Origin of the sequence: Desulfobulbus sp. (assembly GCF_031547805.1) — a bacterium.
In the GTDB taxonomy this organism is placed as follows: Bacteria; Desulfobacterota; Desulfobulbia; order Desulfobulbales; family Desulfobulbaceae; genus Desulfobulbus.
Map to the genome: position 1 here is coordinate 12,836 of NZ_JAVBRQ010000052.1, position 22,629 is coordinate 35,464.

Genomic DNA, 22,629 nt, shown 5'->3' on the forward strand with positions numbered 1-22,629 from the left:
CGCCCGGATGCGGGCGTCAAATCGGCACTTTACCCGGTGGAGTCGGGAAAGACAACGAAGTCCTTGCCGAAAGGCGGCAAAAGCCCGGGGCTCATTCGACGGCGTATTCGTTCAGCTTGCGGTAGAGGGTCTTGCGGCTGATGGCCAGGGTGTCGGCGGTTTTCTGGCGATTGCCGCCGTGGAAGTCGAGCATTCTGAGGATGTGCTGTTTTTCCACCGAGGCCAGGGTGAGATCGGTGCCGTCCGCGGCCGCCGATTCCACCATCTCGCGCGGCAGGCAGCGTTCGGTGATGATTCCGTTCTCGGCCAGGATGATCGAGCGTTCGATGACGTTGCGCAATTCGCGGATGTTGCCCGGCCAGTTGTAGTTGAGGATGCAGGCCATGGCCCGTTCGACGAGGCAATACGGGGTGGGGTCCGGGCTGAGGCTGGCGAGGAAGTAGTCGACCAGCAGGGGCAGATCTTCCTTGTGGTCCTTCAGGGCCGGGAGCTTGATGCTGAAGGCGTTGATACGGTGGAAAAACGCCTCGTTGAACCGCCCCGCCTCCACCTCGTCCGCCAGGCGGCGGTTGGTGGCGAACAGAAAGCGGATGTTCACCTTGCGTTCCTCCTTTTCGCCGACCCGCCGGTAGGTGCCGGTCTCCAGCACCCGCAGCAGCGAGGCCTGCACCTCCATGGGCAACTCGCCGATCTCATCGAGAAACAGGGTGGAATCGTGCGCAAAGGTAAGCAGGCCCTCCCGCGATTCGTTGGCGCCGGTGAACGACCCCCTGACGTGGCCGAACAATTCGCTGCGGGCCAGTTCGTTTTGCAGGGTGGCGCAATTTTTGACGATCATCGGCCGGGCGGCCAGGGGGGAGTGGCTGTGGATCAGCCGGGCCACCACGTCCTTGCCGGAGCCGGACGCGCCGGTGATCAGCACCGGAATCCTGGCCGGCGCCACCTTTTCGGCCAAAAAATGGATTTCGCGGATGGGCAGGGAATTGCCGATCAGCCGGACCTGTTGCCGCTCCTGGCCGGTGGAGTGGCGCAGCATGGCGTTTTCCCGCGACAGCAGCACCCGTTGGTGGGCCTTTTCCACGATCAGGTCCAGGCGGTCGAGGTTGAACGGCTTGCGGATGAAATCGCAGGCCCCCAGCTTCATGGCCTCGACCGCGATATCGACATCGCCGTGGCCGGTGACCATGATCACCTCGGTGTGGGGAATGGATTCGCGGATGCGGATCAACAGGTCGAGGTCCGACACATCCGGCAGCCACAGGTCCATGACGATCACGTCGAACCAATGGTGGCGGGCCATGGCCATGGCCTCGGCGCCGTCGGCGGCGGTGAGCACCTCGCGGTTCGGGCCGGCGAGTTCCTTCTGCAGCAGCCGGCGGATCGATTCCTCGTCGTCGACCACCAGGATGGCGTATTTTTCCCGGTCCATCATGCCTCCAAGCCCGGCAGGGAAACCTTGAACGACGACCCCTTGCCCACGGCGCTGGCGACGCTGATTTCCCCGTTGTGGTTGTTGACGATCGAGTAGCAGGTGGACAAGCCGATGCCGATGCCCTTGCCCACCGGCTTGGTGGTGAAAAACGGTTCGAAGAGCTTGGCCTGCATCTCCAGCGGGATGCCGCAGCCGGTGTCCTCGATGATCAGGGTGACGCGGCGGTGCTCCTCGGTTTGGGTCCTGATCAGGATGCTGCCGCCCGCGCCGGTGGCGTCGAAGGCATTGGTCAACAGGTTGATGATCACCTGCTTGAGTTGGGACTCGTCGCCGAGGATGACCGGCAGGGGCTCCTGCAGTTCGGTCCGCAGCGTCAGGTCGCGGTGTTCCTTGAAATGGTGCTTGAGGATGAACAGGGTGTCGGTGACGCACTGGTTGAGGTCGATATGGCCGAGGCTGGGGGCGGTGGGACGGCTGAAGGTCAGCAGGGTCTGGACGATGTCGCGGCAGCGCAGGCATTCCTTGACGATGGTATCGGTGTATTCCTTGAAATCGGCGAGAAGTTCCTCGTCGATGCGGCCCTTGAGCCTGGAATTGCGCCGCTTCAACCCTTCGGCAAAGCCGAGGATGGCGGTAAGCGGATTGTTGATCTCATGGGCCACCCCGGCGGCCAGGGTGCCGACCGTGGCCATCTTCTCGGCCTGGTAGAATTGGGCCTGGAATTCCTTCTCCAGGGTGACGTCGCGCTTGAACAGCAGCACCTGTCGCTCACCGGTACCGGTCTTGAGCGGCGAGGCGATGATCTCGTAGTGCTTGAAGGCGTCGTCGACCTTGTAGATGCACAGGTCCTTGACGATCCGGTCGCTGTCCAGGGCGCGCAGGGCGGGGCAGTCGCCGCAGCGGTCGTCGTCCTGCCGGAAAACCTGGTGGCAGCGCATGCCCATTGGGTTGACGCCCGGAAACCATTCGGTAAAGACGTGGTTGACCCGCTGGATGCTCAAATCCTCGTTGAGCACCACCATCAGGTCGGTGATCCCGTCGAGCAATGCCTGGATTTCCTTGCGTTTTCTCTCCAGCTCCTGGTTGGAGCTCTTCAACAACTCCACCTTTTGCTGCAATTCCTGGTAAAAGCCGAGCTTGCAGTGCTCAATGCCGACCAGGTCTTCCAGGGTCGTGACATGCGGCATCACCAGACCTCCTCGCACACGCGGTACAATTCCTCCCAGGTGGCCGGACGAGGGTTGGTCAGGTTGCAGGCGTCGTTCACCGCCATCCGGCAAAGGGCCTCCAAACGGTGCCGCTCGCTTGCCGGAATGATTTCCGAAAGCCGCAGGGCCACGTCGAAGGAGGCGAAGAAGGCCTCGAGCCGCTCGATCCCGGCCAGGGCGGTCTTGCGGTCGGACGACAGGCGGTGGTTGAGAATCACCCTGCCGATTTCCGCCATCTTTTGCGGATCGATGCCGAGGTTGAAGCGCATGACACTGGTGAGCAGGATCGGGTGCACCACCCCGTGGGGCATGTCGAAATGGCCGCCCAGGGCATGGGCCAGGGCGTGTTCGGCCCCGAGGCCGGCGTTGGAAAAGGCCATGGAAGCGGACACCGAGGCGATCGACAGCTGCTCCAGGGCGTCGAGCGACCGGGTGGCCACCGCCCGGGGCATGTTGGCCAGGATGAGGTCGATGGCCTTGAGCGAGTGCATCTCGGTGAAGGGCGAGGCAATGCGCGACATATAGGCCTCGATGGCGTGGGCCAGGGCGTCGACCGCGCTCTGGATGATCAGGGCTTCGCTCTTGGTGCGCAAAATCAGCGGATCGACGATGGAGATGTTGGGCACCAGGGTCCTGGTGATGATCGACATCTTGACGCCGCGCTTCATGTCGGTGATGATGCAGAACTGGCTGATGTCCGAGCCGGAACCCGCGGTGGTGGTGATGAGCATCATCGGCGGCAGGGGGCGCTGGACCCGGTTGGCACCCTCGTAGTCGCGGATTTTGCCGCCGTTGCTGGCGATGATGGCGATGCCCTTGGCGGTGTCCATGGCGCTGCCGCCGCCGATGGCGATGATCACGTCGGTGCCGTTCTTGGCGTAGAACTCCGCCCCCAGTTCCACCTGGAAATCGCGGGGATTGGAGGTGACGCCCGGATAATAGACCCACTCGATGCCTTCCTTTTCCAGGATGTCCATCAAGCGCTGGAGCCATCCGGCCTGCTCAATGCCCTCGTCGCTGACCAAAAAGACCTTGCGGGCGCCGAGGCGCAGGGCACACTGGCCGGCATAGTTGAGGCTGCCCCGGCCGAAGATGATTTCGGGAATGGCGAATTTGGTGATGTCCATAGAGCGTTGTCCGGGGCTCGATGATGCGCGAGGTGCTTCCGGTGCGGGCACGGACGGGGATGTCCCCGCAGATGGCCGCGCCGGGCGGCTGAAGGGCATTGCCAGGAACAAGCATCTTCCGTGCCGGAAGGCTGTGGCACATGGTAGCACCGGCAGCTGTTCGGCGAAAGGGGAAAAATGACACGTTTTCAGGCCGGCAAGCACGACCGGCACGCTCGCATTGTCTCCACCGGGGCCAACAACCGCAGGCCCGCCAACAACCGGGCGGGTCATTCTGACGCATCGGCCGGCTCGGACGGGTATTTTTGCCCCGTTTGGCGGGGCGGCGAGCACGGCAGGCGACCATGATCATCAGCGCCAGCAGGCGGACCGACATTCCGGCATGTTACGCCGAGTGGCTGCTCAACCGGTTGCGCGACGGGTATGCCCTGGTGCGCAATCCTTTTCATTTCCGGCAGGTGTCGCGGGTGTCCCTGGATTCCCGCCAGGTGGATTGCCTGGTGTTCTGGACCAAGAATCCGGCGCCCCTGCTGCCCCATTTGGCGGAAATCGAGCGCCTGGGGCATTGTTTCTATTTCCAGTACACCCTGACCGCCTGCAACCGCGACCTGGAGCCGCGCCTGCCCCCGCGCGAAGAACGGATCGCCGCTTTCCTGGCCCTGGCGGACCGGATCGGGCCGGAGCGGGTGCTGTGGCGTTTTGACCCAATCGTCTGCACCCGCCAACAAGGCCCGGAGGATGTGCTGCGCGAATTCGCCGTCCTGGCGGCGCGGCTACGCCGGCATACTCGCCGCTGCACCGTCAGTTTTCTCACCCTGTATGCCAAATGCAAGCGCAATCTGGCGGACATCGACCTGCTGGCCATGGACGACGAGGCCAAGATGCTCTTTGCCGGCCGCCTGGCCGAGATCGCAGCCGGACACGATATCGCGCTTCAGGCCTGCTGCGACGCCTTTTTCGGCGGTCAGGGCGGCATCGAGCCGGCCCGCTGCATCGACCGCAGCCTGGTAGCGGCGATTGCCGGCCAAGCGGTGTACGTCGCCAAGGACAAGGGCCAGCGGCCGGGCTGCGGTTGCGCGGCCAGCGTCGATATCGGTGCCTACGACACCTGTCCGCACGGTTGCCGCTACTGCTACGCCAATGCAGGGGAACGGGCCGTGGCTGCCAATTGGGCGGCGCACGACCCGGATTCGCCGCTGCTGAGCGGCATGCTCACCGGACAGGAGCGGATCGTCGAACGGACCACCACCCCGCCGCGGCCGCGGCAAACAATGCTGCCCTTGGGCGGATCGCTGCAATCCGGTTCCGGCGGCCCGTCCTCCGAGCAGGCGGATTGACCGGCAGGGCCTTGACAGCGCCGGTAATTGATTGTAATGCAATAACATATTGAAAATACGTCCGCTCGGCCCATCGATTCCGGCTCGTCCGGGGACGGGTCGGCGACTCCGACAAGTCCAACCTCCTGCCACGGAGCGGAAGGAAGGTGCCATGTACACGATACGTCACGAACAAGACGAGATAATCATCAGGTTCGAGAAGGACCTGATCGACGGCGAGACCCTGTCGCGCTTCCTCAACCACGTCAACCTCCAATCCATGCTGAAAAAGAGCGCCGGCGGCGACGCCAGTGCCCGTCTGCGCTCCCGCAGCCGGGTGGCCGGCCTGCCCACCGGCATCACCCTGCTCCGCGACCCGACCCTGAACAAGGGCTCGGCCTTTACCCTGGAGGAGCGCGAGGCCCTGGGGCTGACCGGGCTGCTGCCGCCCAGGGTGCACACCATTGACGAGCAGGTGCAGCGCGTGCTGGAGAATTTGCGCAAGCAGTCCACCGACATCGAGCGCTACGTCTACCTCATTGCCCTCCAGGACCGGAACAAGACCCTGTTCTACCGGGTGCTGCTCGACAACATCGAGGAGCTGATGCCCATTGTCTACACCCCCACGGTGGGCCAGGCCTGCCTCCAGTTCGGCCATATTTTCAGGCGGCCGCGCGGCATCTACATCACCGCCCGCGACAAGGGGCGGATTGCCGAGTTGCTCGGCAATTGGCCGTACAACGACGTCCGGGTGATCGTGGTTACCGACGGCGAGCGCATCCTCGGCCTGGGCGATCTCGGCGCCGACGGCATGGGCATCCCGGTGGGCAAGCTGGCCCTGTACACGGTGTGCGCCGGCATCCATCCCTCGCTCAGCCTGCCGGTCACCCTCGACATGGGCACGGACAACGCCCGGCTGCTCAACGATCCGCTCTACACCGGCCTGCAGCATCCGCGCATCCGGGGCGATTTGTACGACGAGATGATCGAGGAATTCACCCTTGCCGTGCAGCAGGTGTTCCCCGGCTGCATGATCCAGTTCGAGGATTTCGCCAACCGCAACGCCTTCCGGCTCCTCCAGCAGTACCGCGACCAGGTCTGTTGCTTCAACGACGATATCCAGGGCACGGCCTCGGTTTCCGTGGCCGGCATTTTTTCGGCCTTGCGGATCACCGGCGGCACCCTCAAGGATCAGCGTTTCCTCTTTCTCGGCGCCGGCGAGGCCGGCCTGGGCACCGGCGAGCTGCTGGTCTCGGCCCTGGTCGAGGAAGGGCTGTCCCCGGAGGAAGCCCGCCGTTGCTGCTGGTTTTTCGACTCCAAGGGCCTGGTGGTCAAGGGCCGTGCCGACCTCAGCGGCCACAAGCGGCTGTATGCCCACGAGCACCCGTCGGTGGCCGACTTCCACGAGGCGGTCCAGGCCCTGGGGCCGCAGGCGATCATCGGCGTTTCCGGCCAGCCCCGGCGATTCACTCCCGAGATCCTGGAGACCATGGCCCGGATCAACGAGCGGCCGATCATCTTCTCCCTGTCCAATCCGACCTCCAAATCCGAGTGCACCGCCGAGGAAGCCTACACCTGGACCGGCGGCCGGGCCATTTTCGCCAGCGGCAGCCCCTTTGCCCCGGTGGTCACCCACGGCCGGACCTTTTATCCGTCCCAGGGCAACAATGTCTACATCTTCCCGGGGATCGGCCTGGGGGTGATGGCCAGCGGCGCCACCCGGGTCACGGACGAGATGTTCCTCACCGCCGCCCGGGTCGTGTCCCAAGGGGTTTCCGAGGAAGACCTGCAGGGCGGGCGGGTGTATCCGCCCCTGCCGCGCATCCGCCAGGTGTCGCTCGACGTGGCGGTGGCGGTGGCCGAACTGGCCTATGCCAACGGCCTGGCCACCAAGCCTCGGCCGGAAGATTTGGCCGCATTCATCCGAGGGTTGATGTTCGAGCCGTTGTACCGAAGCTATATCTGAAGCTGCTGTCGAGTGGGGGCACCATGGACCGCTGGCGAATCGACGAAGGGATTACTTTCGGACTCCATTCGTCTCCAAGTGTCCTTGTCCGAGACGTGGAAAACCACTATACGTCGGAATTGTAAGTTGCGTGTTGTGTCGGGAGGCGGTCCTGTACTGCGAAATGCGGTAGGCGAAGGGAAGGGGGCGGAATCCTCAGATGAAAGCAGGTGTGTACAGGGTGGCTCGCCTTTTTCAGATGATTTTGAGCGTTCGACCTGTAATATATTCTCTTCGCTCAACCGGCGAATTTGTTTAAAAAAAATGATTACCACTCAAGTTTAGCCGATTGCATCATGGAGGGTATTTGGCTGAAACTTTTTGAGATTTCTCCTCACTGCGTTCGTCGAAACGACCAATAAAGGACGTTCGGGACAAGGATAACGCCGGCCGCATGGTCATCTCGAACGCAGTGAGAGATCTCGTTTGCTCAGCCAGCCTCCGGAGCGTCAGGAACACCGCCGTCGGCCGGCCAACGAACTTGGCTGAGGTTCGATGGTAATCAGATAAAATCAGTTAAAAAAACAACCGGGTCGGCTGCAAGTGTGTCGCTTGCTTGCATCTGCCCGACACTTCAACCGTAGGGCATCAGGAGCCATCATGCGAACGTTCTTGCTTCTACTATTTTTTTGTTCGGTAGTCCTGTCCACCTCCGCCTTCGCTGTGGAACCGGGAGCAAAGGCATTCGTTGAGCGCGGTTTGTCAGCCTACCTGACTGATGGTCCTGATGCCGCGATAAAAGCGTGGCTGAAGGGGAGCGGCATGGAAGGGAATACTCAGGCTCTCACGCAAGCCAACAGCCTCCGACAAATAGAAGACTTCTACGGCAAACCCGAGAGTTACGACATTGTGAAAGAGAACACCATATCACCGCGCTCGGTAATGGTTGTCTTCACAATCAATCATGCCAAAGGGATAGTTTTTGGCCGCTTTCAGGTTTACCGAACCAAGTCGGGCGAGTGGGTCGCTACCGAATTTAAATTTAACACCGAAGCAGCCGTACTCCTCCCCCCCGAAATGGTCTTCGGGAAATTGCCGTGATGGTGTCTCCGCCTTACGGCTCGATCGTGCTGCCCAGGACCTTGAGGAAGGCGCGCATCCATTCCGGATGGGCCGGCCAAGCCGGACCGGTAACCAGGTTGCCGTCGACATGGGCGTTGGAAAAGGTTTCGTTGACCTCCACCCAGGTGCCGCCGGCCCGGACGATGTCCGGCTTGACCGCCGGGTAGGCGGTGCAGTGCCTGCCTTCGAGCACGCCGGCCGCCACCAGGATCTGCTGGCCGTGGCAGACCGAGGCGATGGGTTTGGCCTCGGCGGCGAAATGGCGGACAATGTCGAGCACCCGCTGGTTCAGGCGGATGTATTCCGGCGCCCTGCCGCCGGGGATGACCAGGGCGTCGTAGCGGGCCGGGTCGACCTCGTCGAAGGTGGTGGTGACGGCGAACCGGTGCCCCGGTTTCTCGGTGTAGGTCTGGTCGCCCTCGAAATCGTGGATGGCGGTCTTGACCGTGTCGCCGGCCTGCTTGCCCGGACAGACCGTGTGCACCTCGTGCCCCACCATCACCAATATCTGGAACGGCACCATCGCTTCGTAGTCCTCGACGAAATCTCCCACCAGCATCAAGATTTTTTTGGCTGCCATAATTGCCTCCTCAAATGAATTGGTCGTTGTTGCGGTATGGTCCCGCCGGACGCGAATCCCCGGCGAAGACAGGCCAATTATCCCGCAGTTGGCCGGAAAAAGCAATCCCTGCGCGCCGCCTTGCCGGCCAACCGTCAGGCCGCGTTCCCGTTTTCCGCGATCAGCCGATAGCAGGGGTTGTAGGCCGTGGTCGGCAGCTTCATCCGCCGCTGCTCGACAAAGGAAGCCAACAGCTCGTCGAGCGGCCGCATGATGGCCGGATCGCCGCTGAGTTCGAACACCCCTTTCTCCTCGATGGCCCGGATGCCGGCATCCTTGACGTTGCCGGCGACGATGCCGGAAAAGACCCGGCGCAAATTGGCGGCCAGCAGGTGCGGCGGCTGGTTTTTATGCAGGTTGAGGCTGCGCATGTTCTCGTGGCTGGGCTCGAAGGGCAGTTGCAGGCCGAGGTCGATGTTGAGCATCCAGTTGAAATAAAAGGCGTCGTCGATTTTCAGCCGGAAGCGGTAGACCTCCTCGATCCCTTCCACCGCCTTGCGGGCCACGGCCTCGGGATCGTCGACGATGATCCGGTACATCTGCCGGGTGGCCGGTCCGAGGGTCTCGGTGATGAAGCGGTCGATCCGCTCGAAATACTCGGCGGCCTCGGCCGGGCCGGTGAAGATCAGCGGCAGGGGAATGCGTGAGTTCTCCGGATCGAGGAGAATGGCGAGGAGGTAGAGGATCTCCTCGGCCGTGCCCACGCCGCCGGGAAAGACGATCACCGCGTGGCCGACCCGGACAAAGGCCTCCAGCCGCTTTTCGATGTCCGGCATGATCACCAGCTCGTTGACAATGGGGTTGGGCGATTCCGAGGCGATGATCCCGGGCTCGGTGATGCCCAGGTATTGGCCGTTGTAGACTCGTTGCTTGGCATGGCCGATGGTGGCGCCCTTCATCGGCCCCTTCATGGCGCCGGGGCCGCAGCCGGTGCAGATGTCGAGGCCGCGCAGGCCCAGTTGGTAGCCGACCTCCTTGCTGTAGTCGTATTCCTCCGGGGAAATCGAGTGGCCGCCCCAGCAGACCGCCAGGCGCGGCTCGGTGTGCGGCCGCATGATCCCGGCGTTGCGCAAAATGTGGAACACCGCGTTGGTGATGCCGTCGGAGCTGGTGAGATCGAAGCGGGGGCTGTGGTTGATGGCATCGTCGGCATAGACGATGTCGCGGAGCACGGCAAAGAGGTGTTCGTTGATGCCCCGGATCATTTTGCCGTCGACAAAGGCGCTGGCCGGGGCGTTGCGCAAATCGAGCCTGATGCCGCGTTCCTCCTGGATCACCCGGATATCGAAACTCTGGAAGCGCTTTAACAATTCGCGGCCATCGTCGAGGTAGTCGCCGTTGTTGAGCACGGCCAGCGACGAGTTGCGGAACAGGGGATACAGTTCGCCCCGGCTGGTGTTGAGCAGTTTGCCTACTTCCAGCCGGGAAAGGAGGTCCAGGCTGGAGGCGGGGCTGATGCGGGCGTCGACCACGTCTTGGGACGAGGGGATGGCAAGTTTTTTCACGCTGGATGGTCCGGAAAGGGTGAACGGATTACGGCCGGCGTCCGCATGCGCTGCAGGGCGTCGGCCGGGATGAAGGGTCGGGAGCGGTTGCTCAGCAGGAGCGGTTTTCTCCTTGCGGCAGCAGGGACGGGCTTGTTGCGTCCAGGCATTGCCGGATCTGCTCCTGCACCAGTTCCTTGAGCGATTCGTAGCTGTGGCCATCGGGGAAAATCGGCGGTTGGAAGCGGACCGAGATCCGACGGAAGGGCAGCGGCAGGCGGGAGCCGGCCGGCAGGGCTTCGAAGGCGCCGCGGATGGCCACCGGTACCACCGGCACATTGAGTTCCTTGCTCAGGATGGCAAAGGTTTTCTTGAATTCGCCCAAGGCGCCGTTGAGGGTGCGGGTGCCTTCCGGAAAGATGATGACGTTCTTGCCGCCTCGCAGCAGCAGGGCCACTTTCTGGATCGATTCCCGCACGTCGGTGTTGATGTCCATGACCACCACGTTGTTGCGGTCGGCCAAAAAACGCAGCCAGCGGTTGCGGACGTGCTTGGCCTTGGCGTAGAAGCAGGTGCGCCGCATCAGGGTGTTTTTCAGGCCCGCTGCCACCAGCAGGCCGTCGATGAAGCTCTGGTGGTTGGGGGCGATGATGCAGGGGGTGTCGGGGATGTTCTCCCGGCCCTCGGTGCGGAAGCGGAAATAGCAGCCGAGCAGCAGGCGGCTGGCGTTCTTGATCAGGTTGGTGGTGAACCAGGCGCGCGGCAGGCGGCTGTCGAGCTGCTCCCTGAGGATGTCGCGCCAGTTGATCGGCTCCTCGGCGATCTTCTCCTTGCGTTCGGCCACGTGCCCGCTCAGCTGGCGCAGGGTGGGAAGGCGCATCAAATCCTCCTCGGCGATCTCCACCCCGAAGGTTTTCTGGATGTACACCAGCAGGCTGACCTTGTCGAGCGAGTCGAGGGCGGCGTCGATCTCCAGGTGGTCGTCCGGGGCAACGGCGCGGGCGATCTGCCCTTCCAGGAAAGTGTGGATCAGCCGGTACTCCTCCCCGGCCGGATGCTCGACCCGTGCCGGCCGCTCCTGCCGGGCGAGCACCAGGGACGGCAGTTGGAAACGCTTCAATTTGTCCAACCGGGTGCGGGGCAGCTCGCGCTCCACCAGGGTGAAACGGTGCAGCCGCTTGGCCGGCGAGACCTTGTGGTTGTAACGGTCGATCACCTGCCAGCGGAAGTAGTCGTCCAGCCGGCTGATGCCTTTTTCCCGCAGTACGGCCAAATTGGGACGGATCACCACCTGGAGCAGGTCGTCCTTGATGAGTACGCCGGTCTCGGCAATGGCCGGATCGAGGGCCTCCAGCTCCTGCTCGATCAGCGCCGGGTTGATGTTCTTGCCATTGGCCAGCACCAGGATTTCCTTCTTCCGGCCGGTGACGAACAGGCGGCCCTGGTCGTCGAGATGGCCGAGATCGCCGGTGTGCAGCCATCCGTCCCGCAGCACCTCGGCGGTTTCCTCGGGCCGGTTCCAGTAGCCCTGCATGATGTTACGGCCCTTGGCCAGGATCTCGCCGTCGTGGATGGCGATGGTGGTGCAGCTCATGGCCTTGCCGGCCGAGCCGATGCAGACCTGGCCTGGACGGGTGAAGCTGATCATCGGCGCCGCCTCGGTCATGCCGTAGCCTTCCAGGATCTCGAAGCCCAAAGTGGTGAACTGCCGACCCACTTCCGGGTCCAGGGCCGCGCCGCCGCTGATCAGGTACTTGAGATGGCCGCCGAATTTCTTGTGCACCGCGCTGAAAAGCAGGCGCGACAGCCGGGGCGAGGCCGCCCGTTCCGCCAACCGGTAGAGCTGGCCGGCAAGGGCGCTGGCCTCGATTTTTTTCCGGATCGACTGGACGATCAGGTTGTAGAACCGGGGCACGCCGATGATCAGGGTGATCTTGTTGCCTTGCAAGGTAGCGACGATGTCCTCGGCCTTGAGCGAGGGCGACTGGGCCACGGTGGCGCCGACGCTTAAAGGCATGACCACGGTGCCGAGCAGGGGAAAGATGTGGTGCAGGGGTAAAAACATCAGCACCCGTTCCTCCGGCCCGTAGATGGGCGTGCCGACGGTGACCGCCTCGACGTTGGCCAGGATGTTGGCAAAGGAGAGCATCACCCCCTTGGGCATGCCGGTGGTGCCCGAGGTGTAGATCAGCAGTGCCGTGGCCTGGGCATCGGGGCAGCCGATCGGTTCGGCGGCCGCAAGCTCGCCGGAACCAAGCTCCTCGAAGATCGCGGCCGGCGGCATGTCCTCCAGCCCGGCCAGGGCCTCTGCCAGTACCGCCTGTCTGGCCTGGGAACAGAAACAGAACCGGGGGCGGCAATCCCGGACGATAAAGCCGAGCTCGCCGGCCGTGGCCTGGAAATCCACCGGCACCACCGTGCAGCCCGCGCTCCAGGCGGCATAGAGGGCGACAATCCATTCGGCGCGGTTTTCCGAAAAGATGAGCACCCGCTCCGTCCCCGCCGGGATCAGTTGGGCCATGGCCCGGGCTCGGCCCAGCAGGTCGGCGTAGGTGAGGGAACGGTCCGGCAGAATCAGGGCGGTTTTGCGGTGGTCGGTCAGCAGCATCGGGGTGAATCGGTTGGTTGCGGGTTGAAGGAAAAGGATGGCGAACCGGACGGGCGACCGTCTCAGCTGCCGATCCGGACAATGTCGCGGCCCCGGTGCCTGCCTTGGAGCAGCAAATCGAGCCGTTCGTCCAGGGCCTCGAGCCCGGCCAGTTCGGTGGTGATGGCTTCGAGATGCGCGAGTTTCCACGGTCCGGCCAGCTTGGCCCAGATGTCGAGCCGCAGGCCGATGAGACAGTTGACCGAATCGATTCCCAGCAGGCTGACGCCGTTGAGGATGAAAGGGTAGATCGAGGTGTGCAGCTCGCCGGAGGTGACGTTGCCGCAGCAAGCGACCGTGCCGCCGTATTGGGTGGCCTTGATTGCGGTGCTCAGAATATTGCCGCTGACCGTATCCACCACCCCGGCCCAGCGCGGCTTGAGCAGGGGGCGGCCGCTCTGGTCGTCGATTTCGGCGGTGGCGATCACCTCCTGAGCGCCGATCAGCCGTAAATAGTCCGCCTCCTGGGGTTTGGTGGTGGCGGCGATTACCCGGTAGCCGGATTTGGCCAGGATGGCCACCGCGATGGAGCCGACCCCGCCGGTGGCGCCGGTCACCAGGATCGGCCCTTGGTCCGGGGCCACGCCGCTGGCGATCAGTTTGTGGCAGGCCAGGGCGGCGGTGAACCCGGCGGTGCCGCAGATCATGCTTTCTCGCAGGGTCAAACCCTCGGGCAGGGGCACCACCCAGGCGGCCGGCACCCGGATGTACTCGGCAAAGCCGCCGCTGGTGTTCATTCCCAGATCGTGGCCGGTGACCACCACCGAACTGCCCGCCTCGATGGAGGCAACGGCACTCTCCACCACGGTCCCGGCGGCATCGATGCCAGGGGTGTGGGGGTAGCGCCGGGTCACGCCCTTGTTGCCGGCGGCGGACAGGGCGTCTTTATAATTGATGGAGGAATAGTGCACCCGGATCAGCACCTCGCCGGCCGGCAGGTCCTCGATCCGTTTTGCGCCGATAACGCGGACAAACCGCTGGTCGTCGGTTTCCGAGACGATCAGAGCCTTGAAGCGGATGTTTTCCATACCCTCTCCCGAAAGTGCGGTGCGAATGTGAAAAGTACGATGCGAATGTGAACGATGGCGGTGCGGCACATTATACGGTGTTTTCACGTGCGATTCAAGGCGCGGGAACATCGGGCGGACAATGTCGCCAGCCACGAGCGGCTTGCATTCCCCAGGCCGAATGGTATGAAGAGAGCTGCCCGAGGCGGACGGAGCGACTGCGCCGGCCTTGGGTCTTTTGTTTTGTCATGCGCACCTGTGGATGAACATGTTCAACCGTATCCTTGTCACCGTGGTGGTCGCGGTGTTCATCGCCCTGCTGGGCATCGGCATCATTGTCCCGATCCTGCCGGTTCTGGCCACCACCTTGGGGGCCTCCGGATTCGCCCTGGGGCTGATCACCGCCGCCTTTTCCCTGAGCCGGGGGCTATGCCAGCCGGTGATCGGCAGTCTCTCCGACCGCTGGGGCCGCAAGGGATTCCTCGTGGCCGGGCTGTTCATTTACGGCCTGGTCGGCTTGCTGGTTCCCCTGGCCGACAGCGTCGCACACCTGATCGTCATTCGTCTGTTCCAGGGGTTCGGCGCGGCGATGATCGTGCCGGTGGCCATGGCCTATGCCAGCTTTCTCTCGCCGCCCGGCGAGGAAGGGCGGTACATGGGGGTGATCAATGTAGCGGTGTTCTGCGGCATCGGCTGCGGGCCGGTGCTGGGCGGCTATTTTGCCGACAACTGGGGGATGGCCTCGGTGTTCCACGTGATGGCCTATCTGTGTTTTTTCGCCTTTATCCTGGTCTGGGTCAACATGCCCTCCTGTTGTCCGGTCGACCGTCGGCAGCAAGTCGGCCTGCTGGAGAACATCGGCCTGATGCTGCGCCGGCGCCGTACCGTGGGCATCTTCCTCGCCCGGTTCGCCACGGTCCTGATGATGGTGCCGACCATGGCCTTCCTCCCGGTGATGATGGCTGGCTGGCCCGGCAGCAGCGGCCTGCAGACCGGGCTGGTGATCGCCAGCCGAACCCTGATGAATGCCGTGCTCCAGTATCCCTTTGGCGCCCTGGCCGACCGGTTCGACAAGGTGGTCCTGCTCCTCTGCGGCTCGCTCTGCATGGGGGTCGCGGTGGTGCTCATCCCTTCGATGACCCATTTGGGCGCCATGATCGGGATGTATCTTTTTCTCGGCTTCGGCGAAGCCGTGCTCTGGCCGGTACTCGGCGCCTACGCCGTGGAAGAGGGGCGCAATCTTTTCGGCCACGGCACCATGATGGGCGTGTTCAACCTGGCGATGAGCGCCGGGGTTTTCACCGGCGCCCTCCTGGCCGGAGCGAGCATGGATGCCCTGGGCATGCGCCATGCTTTCTGGGCCACGGGCGGTGCCATTGTCGTCCTCTGCGCTCTGGCCGCCTATCTGATCCGTTCCGGTGAAAACGCGGGCGAAATCGGCGAGAAAAAAGCCGGCGGCCCTGGTTCTTCCTCATCTGTCTAATGTATTAAATTTGTTGATAATACACCTTTTTTCCCGCATGGATCACTTGACGGGAGTGGTTATTCTGGTTATTAGTCAGGGTTTAACGTAAAGCGAGAGTGGTGAAATTGGTAGACGCACTGGACTTAGGATCCAGCGGGCCAGCCCATGGGGGTTCGAGTCCCCCCTCTCGCACCAGTCGCTCCCTTATTGCAAGCACAGCGCGCCCCATTGAGAGCGGGCTGATCCACGAGCCAACGCCGCGGTTTTTCAAAGCCCCCGGCAAACCGAACAAGAGGAATCGCAGTCCATGGATATCGTCGTCGAGCAAATCTCCGAATTGACAAGAAAACTGACCATCACCCTCCCCAAGGAAACCGTGGAGCCGGCCCTGGCCAAGGCCTATGCCAAGATCAATGCGGATGTCAAGCTAAAGGGATTCCGGCGCGGCAAGATTCCGCAAAGCGTGCTTGAGAACAATTTCAAGGAGCAGATTCAGAGCGAGGTCGGCGAAAAACTGGTGCAGGAAAGCTATTTCGACGCGGTCGAGAAACAGGGGCTCGATCCGGTGGTCCATCCGGAGATTACGGAACACGCGTTCAAGGGCGACGGGACCTTTGTCTACGTGGCCATGGTCGACATCAAGCCCCAGTTCGAGCTCAAAGAGTACAAGGGGCTGGAAGTGGAAAAAACCGTGATCGAGGTGAAGGACGAAGAGATCGACAAGGAGATCGAGCTGCTGCGGCGGCATCAGGCGGTACTGCAGACCGCCGAGGAGGACCACGGCATTGCCATGAACGACGTGGCGGTGGTCGACTTCCAGGGCTTTCACAAGGGCAAGGCCATGAAGGAGGTCCATAACGAGAACTTCAGCGTCGACATCGGCATGCACCGGCTCGGCAAGGATTTCGAGGAAAAACTGATCGGGCTGAAGAAGGGCGACAAGACCCTCTACGAGATCACCTTCCCGGGCGATTATCCCAACCCGCTGCTGGCCGGGAAGAACGTGGAGTTCAAGGTCGATGTCAAGGACGTCAAGGTGCGGATCCCGCCGGCCCTGGACGATGAGTTCGCCAAAGACATCAAGCCGGAATTGAACACCCTGGCCGACCTGCGGGAAGATATCCGCCAGCGGCTGCAGAAGACCAAGGACGAGGCCCTCCAGGGCGACTTCGACGACAAGATTATGCACAAGCTGATCGAACTCAACCCCTTTGAAGTGCCGCAGCGGTTGGTCAACTACGAGATCCAGGAAATGCTCAAGCAGTCCGAGGAAAACCTCAAGCGGAGCGGCCTGACATTCGAATCGGCGGGCATCAAGCTGGACGACCTGGTGGAGAAAAACCGGGAGATCGCGGTCAAGCGGGTCAAGGGCGACTTCTTGCTCAAGAAGATAGCCGAGGTCGAGGAAATCAAGATCGCGGACGAGGATATCCAGCGCGGCTATCAGCGTATTGCCGACCAGTACCGCATGACCTTGGACGAGGTGAAGCAATACTTTAAACGGCGGGAAGAGATTCTGCCGTTCATGAACGAACTGCACAACGAAAAGGTGCTCAACTTCTTGCGCGGACAGGCAAAAATCACCGAAGTCGCGCCCACCGAATCCACCGAGCAGGCCTCGGCCTGAGCGGGCTTCGCTGTCCCTGCCGACGGCGGTCCGGCCGGTCCGCCGTCGGGTTATCACGTTCCGGAGTGTGGAGAATATGAATCTGGTACCTATGGTTGTTGAACAGAGTCCGCGCGGCGAACGGGCTTACGATATTTACTCCCGACTGCTCAAGGAACGGATCATCTTCCTCGGTAGCCAAGTCAACGATGACGTGGCCAGCCTGATCGTGGCCCAGTTGCTGTTTCTGGAGGCCGAAGATCCGGACAAGGACGTCACCTTCTACATCAACTCCCCCGGTGGTTCTGTGACCGCCGGCATGGCCATCTACGACACCATGCAGTACATCCGCTGCGACGTGGCCACCCTCTGCATGGGGCAGGCGGCCTCGATGGGTGCCCTGCTGCTGGCCAGCGGCGCCGCCGGCAAACGGTTCGCCCTGCCCAATTCAAGGATCATGATCCACCAGCCCATGGGCGGCTACCAGGGCCAGGCCACGGATATCGACATTCACGCCCGCGAGATCCTGCGGATGCGGCACGACCTGAACACCATTTTGGCCAAGCACACCGGCAAGCCGATGAAGAAGATCCAGGCCGACACCGAGCGCGATAATTTTATGAGCGCCGCCGAGGCCTGCCAATACGGCATTGTCGACAAAGTCTTGACCAGCCGCGAGGAGCTGGCTGCGGAGAAGTAACGGTGAACAACGATTTACATGACGACGATCAGAACCTGAGTTGCGTTTGTTCTTTCTGCGGCAAAGCCCAGGAGGAGGTCGGCAAACTGGTGGCCGGGCCCAATGTCTACATCTGCGACGAGTGCGTCGCCCTGTGCAACGATATTCTGAGCGAATCCCCCGAAATGGAGGATCAGTTCGAATTCGGCCAGCGGGTGCTCAAGCCGAAGGAAATCAAGGCGCATCTCGACCAGTACGTGATCGGCCAGGAGCATGCCAAGCGCATCCTGTCGGTGGCGGTCCACAACCATTACAAGCGGATCAACGCGCCCCTCGGCGACAACGACGAGGTCGAGCTGCAGAAATCCAACATTATCCTGATTGGGCCGACCGGCAGCGGCAAGACCCTGGTGGCCCAAACCCTGGCCAGGCTGCTCAAGGTGCCGTTCACCATCGCCGACGCCACCACGCTGACCGAGGCGGGCTATGTCGGCGAGGATGTGGAAAACATTCTGGTCAGCCTGCTGCAGGCCGCCGACTACGACATCGAAAAGGCCCAGCGGGGCATCATCTATATCGACGAGATCGATAAAATCGCCCGCAAATCCGACTCGGCTTCCCTGACCCGCGATGTTTCCGGCGAAGGCGTGCAACAGGCCCTGCTGAAAATCATCGAGGGCACCATGGCCTCGGTGCCGCCCAAGGGCGGGCGCAAACACCCGCAGCAGGAACTGGTCCGGATCGACACCACCAACATCCTGTTCATTGTCGGCGGTGCCTTCGTCGGATTGGAAGGCGTGATCAAAAGGCGCACCGGCACCCAGGCCATCGGCTTCGGCGCCAAGGTGGTCAGCCAGAAGGAGCGGCCGGTCGGCGAAATCCTGAACATGATTCAACCCGAAGACCTGCTCAAGTTCGGCCTAATTCCCGAACTGGTCGGGCGCTTGCCGGTGATCGCCACCATGGACGAGTTGGCGGAAGACGACCTCATTCGCATCCTTAAGGAGCCTAAGAATGCGCTCAGCAAACAGTACCAGAAGCTGTTCGCCTACGAGGGCATCACCCTGCGATTCACCGAAGGGGCTTACAAGGCCATTGCCCAGAAGGCGCTGGCCCGCAAATCGGGGGCTCGCGGCTTGCGGTCGGTGATGGAGGAATGCATGCTGGATGTCATGTACGAACTGCCTTCCGACGAGCATGCCGCCGAATGCGTGATCAACGAACAGGTCATTACCCAGGGAGAATATCCGGTTATTCTCTACGATAATGAAGAAACGAAAAAGATTGCTTGATATTGCCGATGAGTGAACTGCCTGCCGAAACCTATCCCCTGATGCCGCTCCGGGACATCGTCCTTTTTCCCGGCATGGTGGCGCCACTCGTGGTCGGGCGAAAGCGATCAATCCTGGCCCTTGAGGCCGCCATGGAGCAGCGCTCGCTGGTTTTTCTGGTCACCCAGAAAGACGCGAGGGTGGACGACCCTGAACAGAAGCATCTGTACTCCCTGGGCACGCTGGCTTCGGTCATGCAGTTGCTGCGTCTGCCCGATGGCACCATCAAGGCTCTGGTGGAGGGCAAGCGCCGGGCGATTATCGTCGGCGCCTTCGAGGGAAGCGGACACGATGATGAGTTTTACTCGGTCCGGCTGGTCGAGGCCCCGGACGTCGATATCGAACGCGAAGATGTGCCCGCCTATGTTCGCGAGTTGCGCAAGGCCTTCGATCAGTACACCCTGACGAACAAGAAGCTGCCGCGCGAGGTGCTGAAATCGATCACTTCGCTGGACGATCCGTCCCGGATGGTCGACCTGATTTCCTCCCATATCCAGCTGAAGACCGACGAGAAGCAGTCGATCCTCGAATTGGTCAGTCTGCCGCAGCGCATCGCCAAGGTGCTGGAGATCCTGTATCGGGAAATGGAACTTTCCGAGATGGAGAAGGACATCCACGCCAAGGTGAAGAAGAAGATGAACTCCACCCAGCGCAACTACTATCTGTCCGAAAAGATGCGCGCCATCCAGGATGAAATGGGGCAGGGTGAAGGCGGCGACGACCTGACCGAGTTGCAGGAGGTGATCGAGAAAAAACGCCTGCCCAAGACGGTCAAGGAAAAGGTTCAGAAGGAATTCAAGAAGCTGCGGCAAATGCCGCCGATGTCGGCCGAGACCACGGTGGTGCGCAATTATATCGACGCTATCCTTAGTCTGCCGTGGAAAAAGAAGTCCCGCTCCACAATCGACATCGAACGGGCGGAATGCGTGCTCAACGAAGACCACTACGGTCTGGAAAAACCCAAGGAGCGGATTCTCGAATACCTGGCCGTGCAGGCCCAGGTCAAGAAAATCCGCGGCCCGATTCTCTGCCTGGTCGGACCTCCGGGGGTTGGCAAGACCTCGGTCTGTCGGTCCATCGCCAGGGCCATGGGGCGGGAATTCGTTCGCCTGTCGCTGGGCGGGGTCCGTGACGAAGCCGAAATTCGCGGTCATCGGAGAACCTATATCGGCGCCATGCCCGGCAAGATCATCCTCTCCATGCAGAAGGCGGGCGTGATCAACCCGGTATTCTGCCTGGACGAAGTCGACAAGATGAGTGTCGATTTCCGGGGCGACCCTTCCGCAGCCTTGCTCGAGGTGCTGGATCCGGAGCAGAATTTCGCCTTCAACGACCACTATCTCGATGTCGATTACGACCTGTCCGAGGTCTTTTTCATTACCACGGCCAACAATCTGCACGGCATCCCGGTGCCCCTCCAGGACCGGATGGAGATCATTCAGCTCAATGGCTACACCGAAGAGGAGAAGCTCAACATCGCCAGCGGCTTTCTGTTGCCGAAGCAGCTGGAGGCCAACGGCTTTAAAGATGAGGAGATTGCCTTGAACGACAAGGCCATTCTGGAGATCATCCGCCGCTACACCCGCGAGGCCGGGGTGCGTGGCCTGGAGCGGACCATTGCCTCCATTTGTCGCAAGGTGGCCCGGGAGCGCCTCAAGAACAAGGAACCGCGCAAGAAATACCGGATTTCGCCCCAAGTGATCGAGCGGTATCTGGGGGTGCCCAAGTACCGTTTCGGCCTTGCCGAGGCCCACAACGAAATTGGTTTGGCCACGGGAATGGCCTGGACCGAGGTCGGGGGAGAATTGCTGCAGATCGAGGCGACCATCATGCCGGGCTCCGGTAAGCTGACCATCACCGGCAAACTCGGCGACGTCATGCAGGAATCGGCCCAGGCCGCCTTGTCGTACGTGCGTTCACGCGCCATGCGTCTGGGCTTGTCGCCTGATTTTTATCAGAAGATCGACATCCATGTCCATGTGCCCGAGGGCGCCATTCCCAAGGACGGTCCTTCGGCGGGCATTACCATTGCCACGGCCATCGTCTCCGCCATCCTCAAGTTGCCGGTGGACCGCACCATGGCCATGACCGGTGAAATCACCCTCAGGGGCCGGGTGCTGCCGATCGGCGGGTTGACGGAGAAGCTGCTGGCCGCCAAGCGGGGCAATATCACCCATGTCCTGATCCCCAAGGAAAATCAGCGCAATCTCAAGGACGTGCCGCAGAAGATCCGTGGCAGCCTGGCCATCGATCTGGTGGACGATGTCGACGAAGTGCTGCAACGTGCCTTGATTTTGAAAGAGGGCGAAAGCCTGTTCAAGGACGTGCCGTTGGATTCGATTTTCAGCGATTTCACCATCTCGGCACATAACACGCCAACGCATTGAGCCGTAGTTGATCGGGTCTGTCGCAAGGCCAGGGGAGAATTTGGTAATCGTCCAGTTCGGTTCTGTTTTTTGCTTGACGGACAAGAGCCCAGCTGCTAAATAGACCGTCACCTTTCGGGGCGAATAGCTCAGCTGGGAGAGCATCGGCCTTACAAGCCGAGGGTCACAGGTTCGAGCCCTGTTTCGCCCACCAAGTCTACTGGAGTCGTAGTTCAGTTGGTTAGAACGCCGGCCTGTCACGCCGGAGGTCGCGAGTTCGAGTCTCGTCGGCTCCGCCAGTAGTACCACCAACAGAACGAAAGACAAAAAAACCTTGCAGTTGATCGCACGCGGGGTTTTGCGGCTTTCGCTTATTTCCGATTGCTCGTCACAAAGCAAACCCCGTGTGTTTTTTCACACGGGTTTTTTTTGTTTCTTCTGCGTATCTACCACATCCGCTGGAAATGAAAAAGCCCCTCAAACCGAAGTTCGAGAGGCTTATCATGTAATCTTGGGTAACTAGCGAATAAATAATCTTCCTCGTGGTTTGCCGACCCTGCTGGGAGATGATCATTACTCTTCGTCACCTGTATTCTTACGAGTAAATTTACTCGAAAAAAATACAGCTGTCAAGAAAACAGGAGAGTTTTATTCGTTTTTTTACCCGTAAACGCGGGAGAAAAACAAATGCACACATACGAGCACTTCTGTTTGTCGTATGAACAACTGCACAATGACTCAGGCACCAATAAGTACAAAAAATATACCTGGTGTTGGTACAAGCGCTCTATCAGCATGGAGTCGAAATTATTGTACGAATGGCTGCGAACATATTCAAAAAACGGATGGTGCGCCTGGCCCAAGCAGGAAACTTTGGCAATGCAGCTGGGCAAACATCCAAAAACCATAAGACGATGGATTGCCGAACTGGTGCAAGCAGGACTTATTGAAAAAATCAAAACCAGGATTTCAGGCGCATGGAGCTTGACCTATGTGTTTTTGCCGCATCCGGACATGCCCGCGGGCGAGCGGAACAGATTGATGACCGCGCTCGATGCCCTCTACCGCTCAAAAAATCAGGAGACCAGGAAGGCCGACTTCCAGGCCGTCTTGGCTGGAGCTGTGAGTAAAGGATATCTTGAAAATTAGATGCAGTAATCTGCGGCGAATTAAACCATTAACTTGTTGATTTATCGATAATATGCTATTGTTTCCATCGTTTTAAAGAACCTTGCCACCCTATGACCCGATGGAGAGCCGCCATGATTCAGCCCG

16 protein-coding genes and 3 tRNA genes are annotated in these 22,629 nt (G+C 61.2%); 12 read left to right on the plus strand and 7 right to left on the minus strand.

The features are described from left to right. Nucleotides 1–91: 91 nt before the first annotated feature. Genes RMR13_RS15210 through RMR13_RS15220 form a run of 3 tightly spaced genes read right to left on the minus strand, consistent with a single transcriptional unit; the run spans nucleotide 92 to nucleotide 3,767 of the window. A complete protein-coding gene (locus RMR13_RS15210) occupies nucleotides 92–1,429 on the minus strand; it encodes a sigma-54-dependent transcriptional regulator (protein WP_409070306.1) in 1,338 nt (445 codons plus the stop codon). Next, nucleotides 1,429–2,619, minus strand: a complete 1,191-nt coding sequence (locus RMR13_RS15215; RefSeq protein WP_310601479.1) for an ATP-binding protein — start codon at nucleotides 2,617–2,619, stop codon at nucleotides 1,429–1,431. The genes RMR13_RS15210 and RMR13_RS15215 overlap by 1 nt, the downstream gene beginning before the upstream one ends. Next, nucleotides 2,619–3,767 carry an iron-containing alcohol dehydrogenase gene (locus RMR13_RS15220; RefSeq protein ID WP_310601480.1) on the minus strand — a complete coding sequence of 383 codons (1,149 nt, stop codon included), beginning with the start codon at nucleotides 3,765–3,767 and terminating at the stop codon, nucleotides 2,619–2,621. The genes RMR13_RS15215 and RMR13_RS15220 overlap by 1 nt, the downstream gene beginning before the upstream one ends. A 344-nt stretch (nucleotides 3,768–4,111) precedes the next feature. Here RMR13_RS15220 and RMR13_RS15225 point away from each other — a divergent pair, with 344 nt between their 5' ends. The 3 genes from RMR13_RS15225 to RMR13_RS15235 all read left to right on the plus strand — a co-directional run bounded on the left by RMR13_RS15225 (nucleotide 4,112) and on the right by RMR13_RS15235 (nucleotide 8,129). Further along, nucleotides 4,112–5,104 (plus strand): DUF1848 domain-containing protein, encoded by a 993-nt coding sequence (locus RMR13_RS15225; RefSeq protein ID WP_310601481.1) that lies wholly within the window; start codon nucleotides 4,112–4,114, stop codon nucleotides 5,102–5,104. 151 nt (nucleotides 5,105–5,255) lie between these two features. Continuing rightward, nucleotides 5,256–7,049 (plus strand): NAD-dependent malic enzyme, encoded by a 1,794-nt coding sequence (locus RMR13_RS15230; RefSeq protein ID WP_310601482.1) that lies wholly within the window; start codon nucleotides 5,256–5,258, stop codon nucleotides 7,047–7,049. 639 nt (nucleotides 7,050–7,688) lie between these two features. Then, nucleotides 7,689–8,129, plus strand: coding sequence for a hypothetical protein (locus RMR13_RS15235; RefSeq protein WP_310601483.1), 441 nt, complete (start codon nucleotides 7,689–7,691; stop codon nucleotides 8,127–8,129). Between the two features lie 13 nt (nucleotides 8,130–8,142). Here the strand turns inward: RMR13_RS15235 and RMR13_RS15240 are convergent, their stop codons facing one another. From RMR13_RS15240 to RMR13_RS15255, 4 genes are all read right to left on the minus strand, one after another. Continuing rightward, nucleotides 8,143–8,730 (minus strand): DJ-1/PfpI family protein, encoded by a 588-nt coding sequence (locus tag RMR13_RS15240; RefSeq protein ID WP_310601484.1) that lies wholly within the window; start codon nucleotides 8,728–8,730, stop codon nucleotides 8,143–8,145. A 134-nt stretch (nucleotides 8,731–8,864) separates the two neighbouring features. Further along, nucleotides 8,865–10,274 carry a nucleotide 5'-monophosphate nucleosidase PpnN gene (gene ppnN, locus RMR13_RS15245; RefSeq protein WP_310601485.1) on the minus strand — a complete coding sequence of 470 codons (1,410 nt, stop codon included), beginning with the start codon at nucleotides 10,272–10,274 and terminating at the stop codon, nucleotides 8,865–8,867. Between the two features lie 91 nt (nucleotides 10,275–10,365). After that, nucleotides 10,366–12,861 carry an AMP-binding protein gene (locus RMR13_RS15250; protein ID WP_310601486.1) on the minus strand — a complete coding sequence of 832 codons (2,496 nt, stop codon included), beginning with the start codon at nucleotides 12,859–12,861 and terminating at the stop codon, nucleotides 10,366–10,368. Nucleotides 12,862–12,923: 62 nt separating this feature from the next. After that, a complete protein-coding gene (locus RMR13_RS15255; protein ID WP_310601487.1) occupies nucleotides 12,924–13,928 on the minus strand; it encodes a YhdH/YhfP family quinone oxidoreductase in 1,005 nt (334 codons plus the stop codon). A 247-nt stretch (nucleotides 13,929–14,175) separates the two neighbouring features. Here RMR13_RS15255 and RMR13_RS15260 point away from each other — a divergent pair, with 247 nt between their 5' ends. The 9 genes from RMR13_RS15260 (at nucleotide 14,176) to RMR13_RS15300 (ending at nucleotide 22,503) form a co-directional block, all read left to right on the plus strand. Next, nucleotides 14,176–15,390 carry an MFS transporter gene (locus tag RMR13_RS15260; protein ID WP_310601488.1) on the plus strand — a complete coding sequence of 405 codons (1,215 nt, stop codon included), beginning with the start codon at nucleotides 14,176–14,178 and terminating at the stop codon, nucleotides 15,388–15,390. Nucleotides 15,391–15,482: 92 nt separating this feature from the next. After that, nucleotides 15,483–15,567 (plus strand) — tRNA-Leu (locus RMR13_RS15265). Between the two features lie 112 nt (nucleotides 15,568–15,679). Next, entirely contained in the window at nucleotides 15,680–16,999 is a 1,320-nt protein-coding gene (gene tig / locus RMR13_RS15270; RefSeq protein ID WP_310601489.1) for a trigger factor, read from the plus strand. Nucleotides 17,000–17,075: 76 nt separating this feature from the next. Continuing rightward, on the plus strand, nucleotides 17,076–17,678 hold the full coding sequence (gene clpP / locus RMR13_RS15275; protein ID WP_310601490.1) for an ATP-dependent Clp endopeptidase proteolytic subunit ClpP: 603 nt from the start codon (nucleotides 17,076–17,078) through the stop codon (nucleotides 17,676–17,678). Between the two features lie 2 nt (nucleotides 17,679–17,680). Then, nucleotides 17,681–18,949: an ATP-dependent Clp protease ATP-binding subunit ClpX gene (gene clpX / locus RMR13_RS15280; RefSeq protein ID WP_310601491.1), complete on the plus strand. Its 1,269-nt coding sequence runs from the start codon at nucleotides 17,681–17,683 to the stop codon at nucleotides 18,947–18,949. An 8-nt stretch (nucleotides 18,950–18,957) separates the two neighbouring features. Then, a complete protein-coding gene (lon, locus tag RMR13_RS15285) occupies nucleotides 18,958–21,375 on the plus strand; it encodes an endopeptidase La (RefSeq protein WP_310601492.1) in 2,418 nt (805 codons plus the stop codon). Nucleotides 21,376–21,492: 117 nt separating this feature from the next. Further along, nucleotides 21,493–21,568, plus strand: a tRNA-Val gene (locus RMR13_RS15290). Nucleotides 21,569–21,576: 8 nt separating this feature from the next. Next, a tRNA-Asp gene (locus tag RMR13_RS15295) sits at nucleotides 21,577–21,653 on the plus strand. Between the two features lie 388 nt (nucleotides 21,654–22,041). Then, on the plus strand, nucleotides 22,042–22,503 hold the full coding sequence (locus tag RMR13_RS15300) for a helix-turn-helix domain-containing protein (protein ID WP_310601493.1): 462 nt from the start codon (nucleotides 22,042–22,044) through the stop codon (nucleotides 22,501–22,503). Nucleotides 22,504–22,629: the final 126 nt, after the last annotated feature.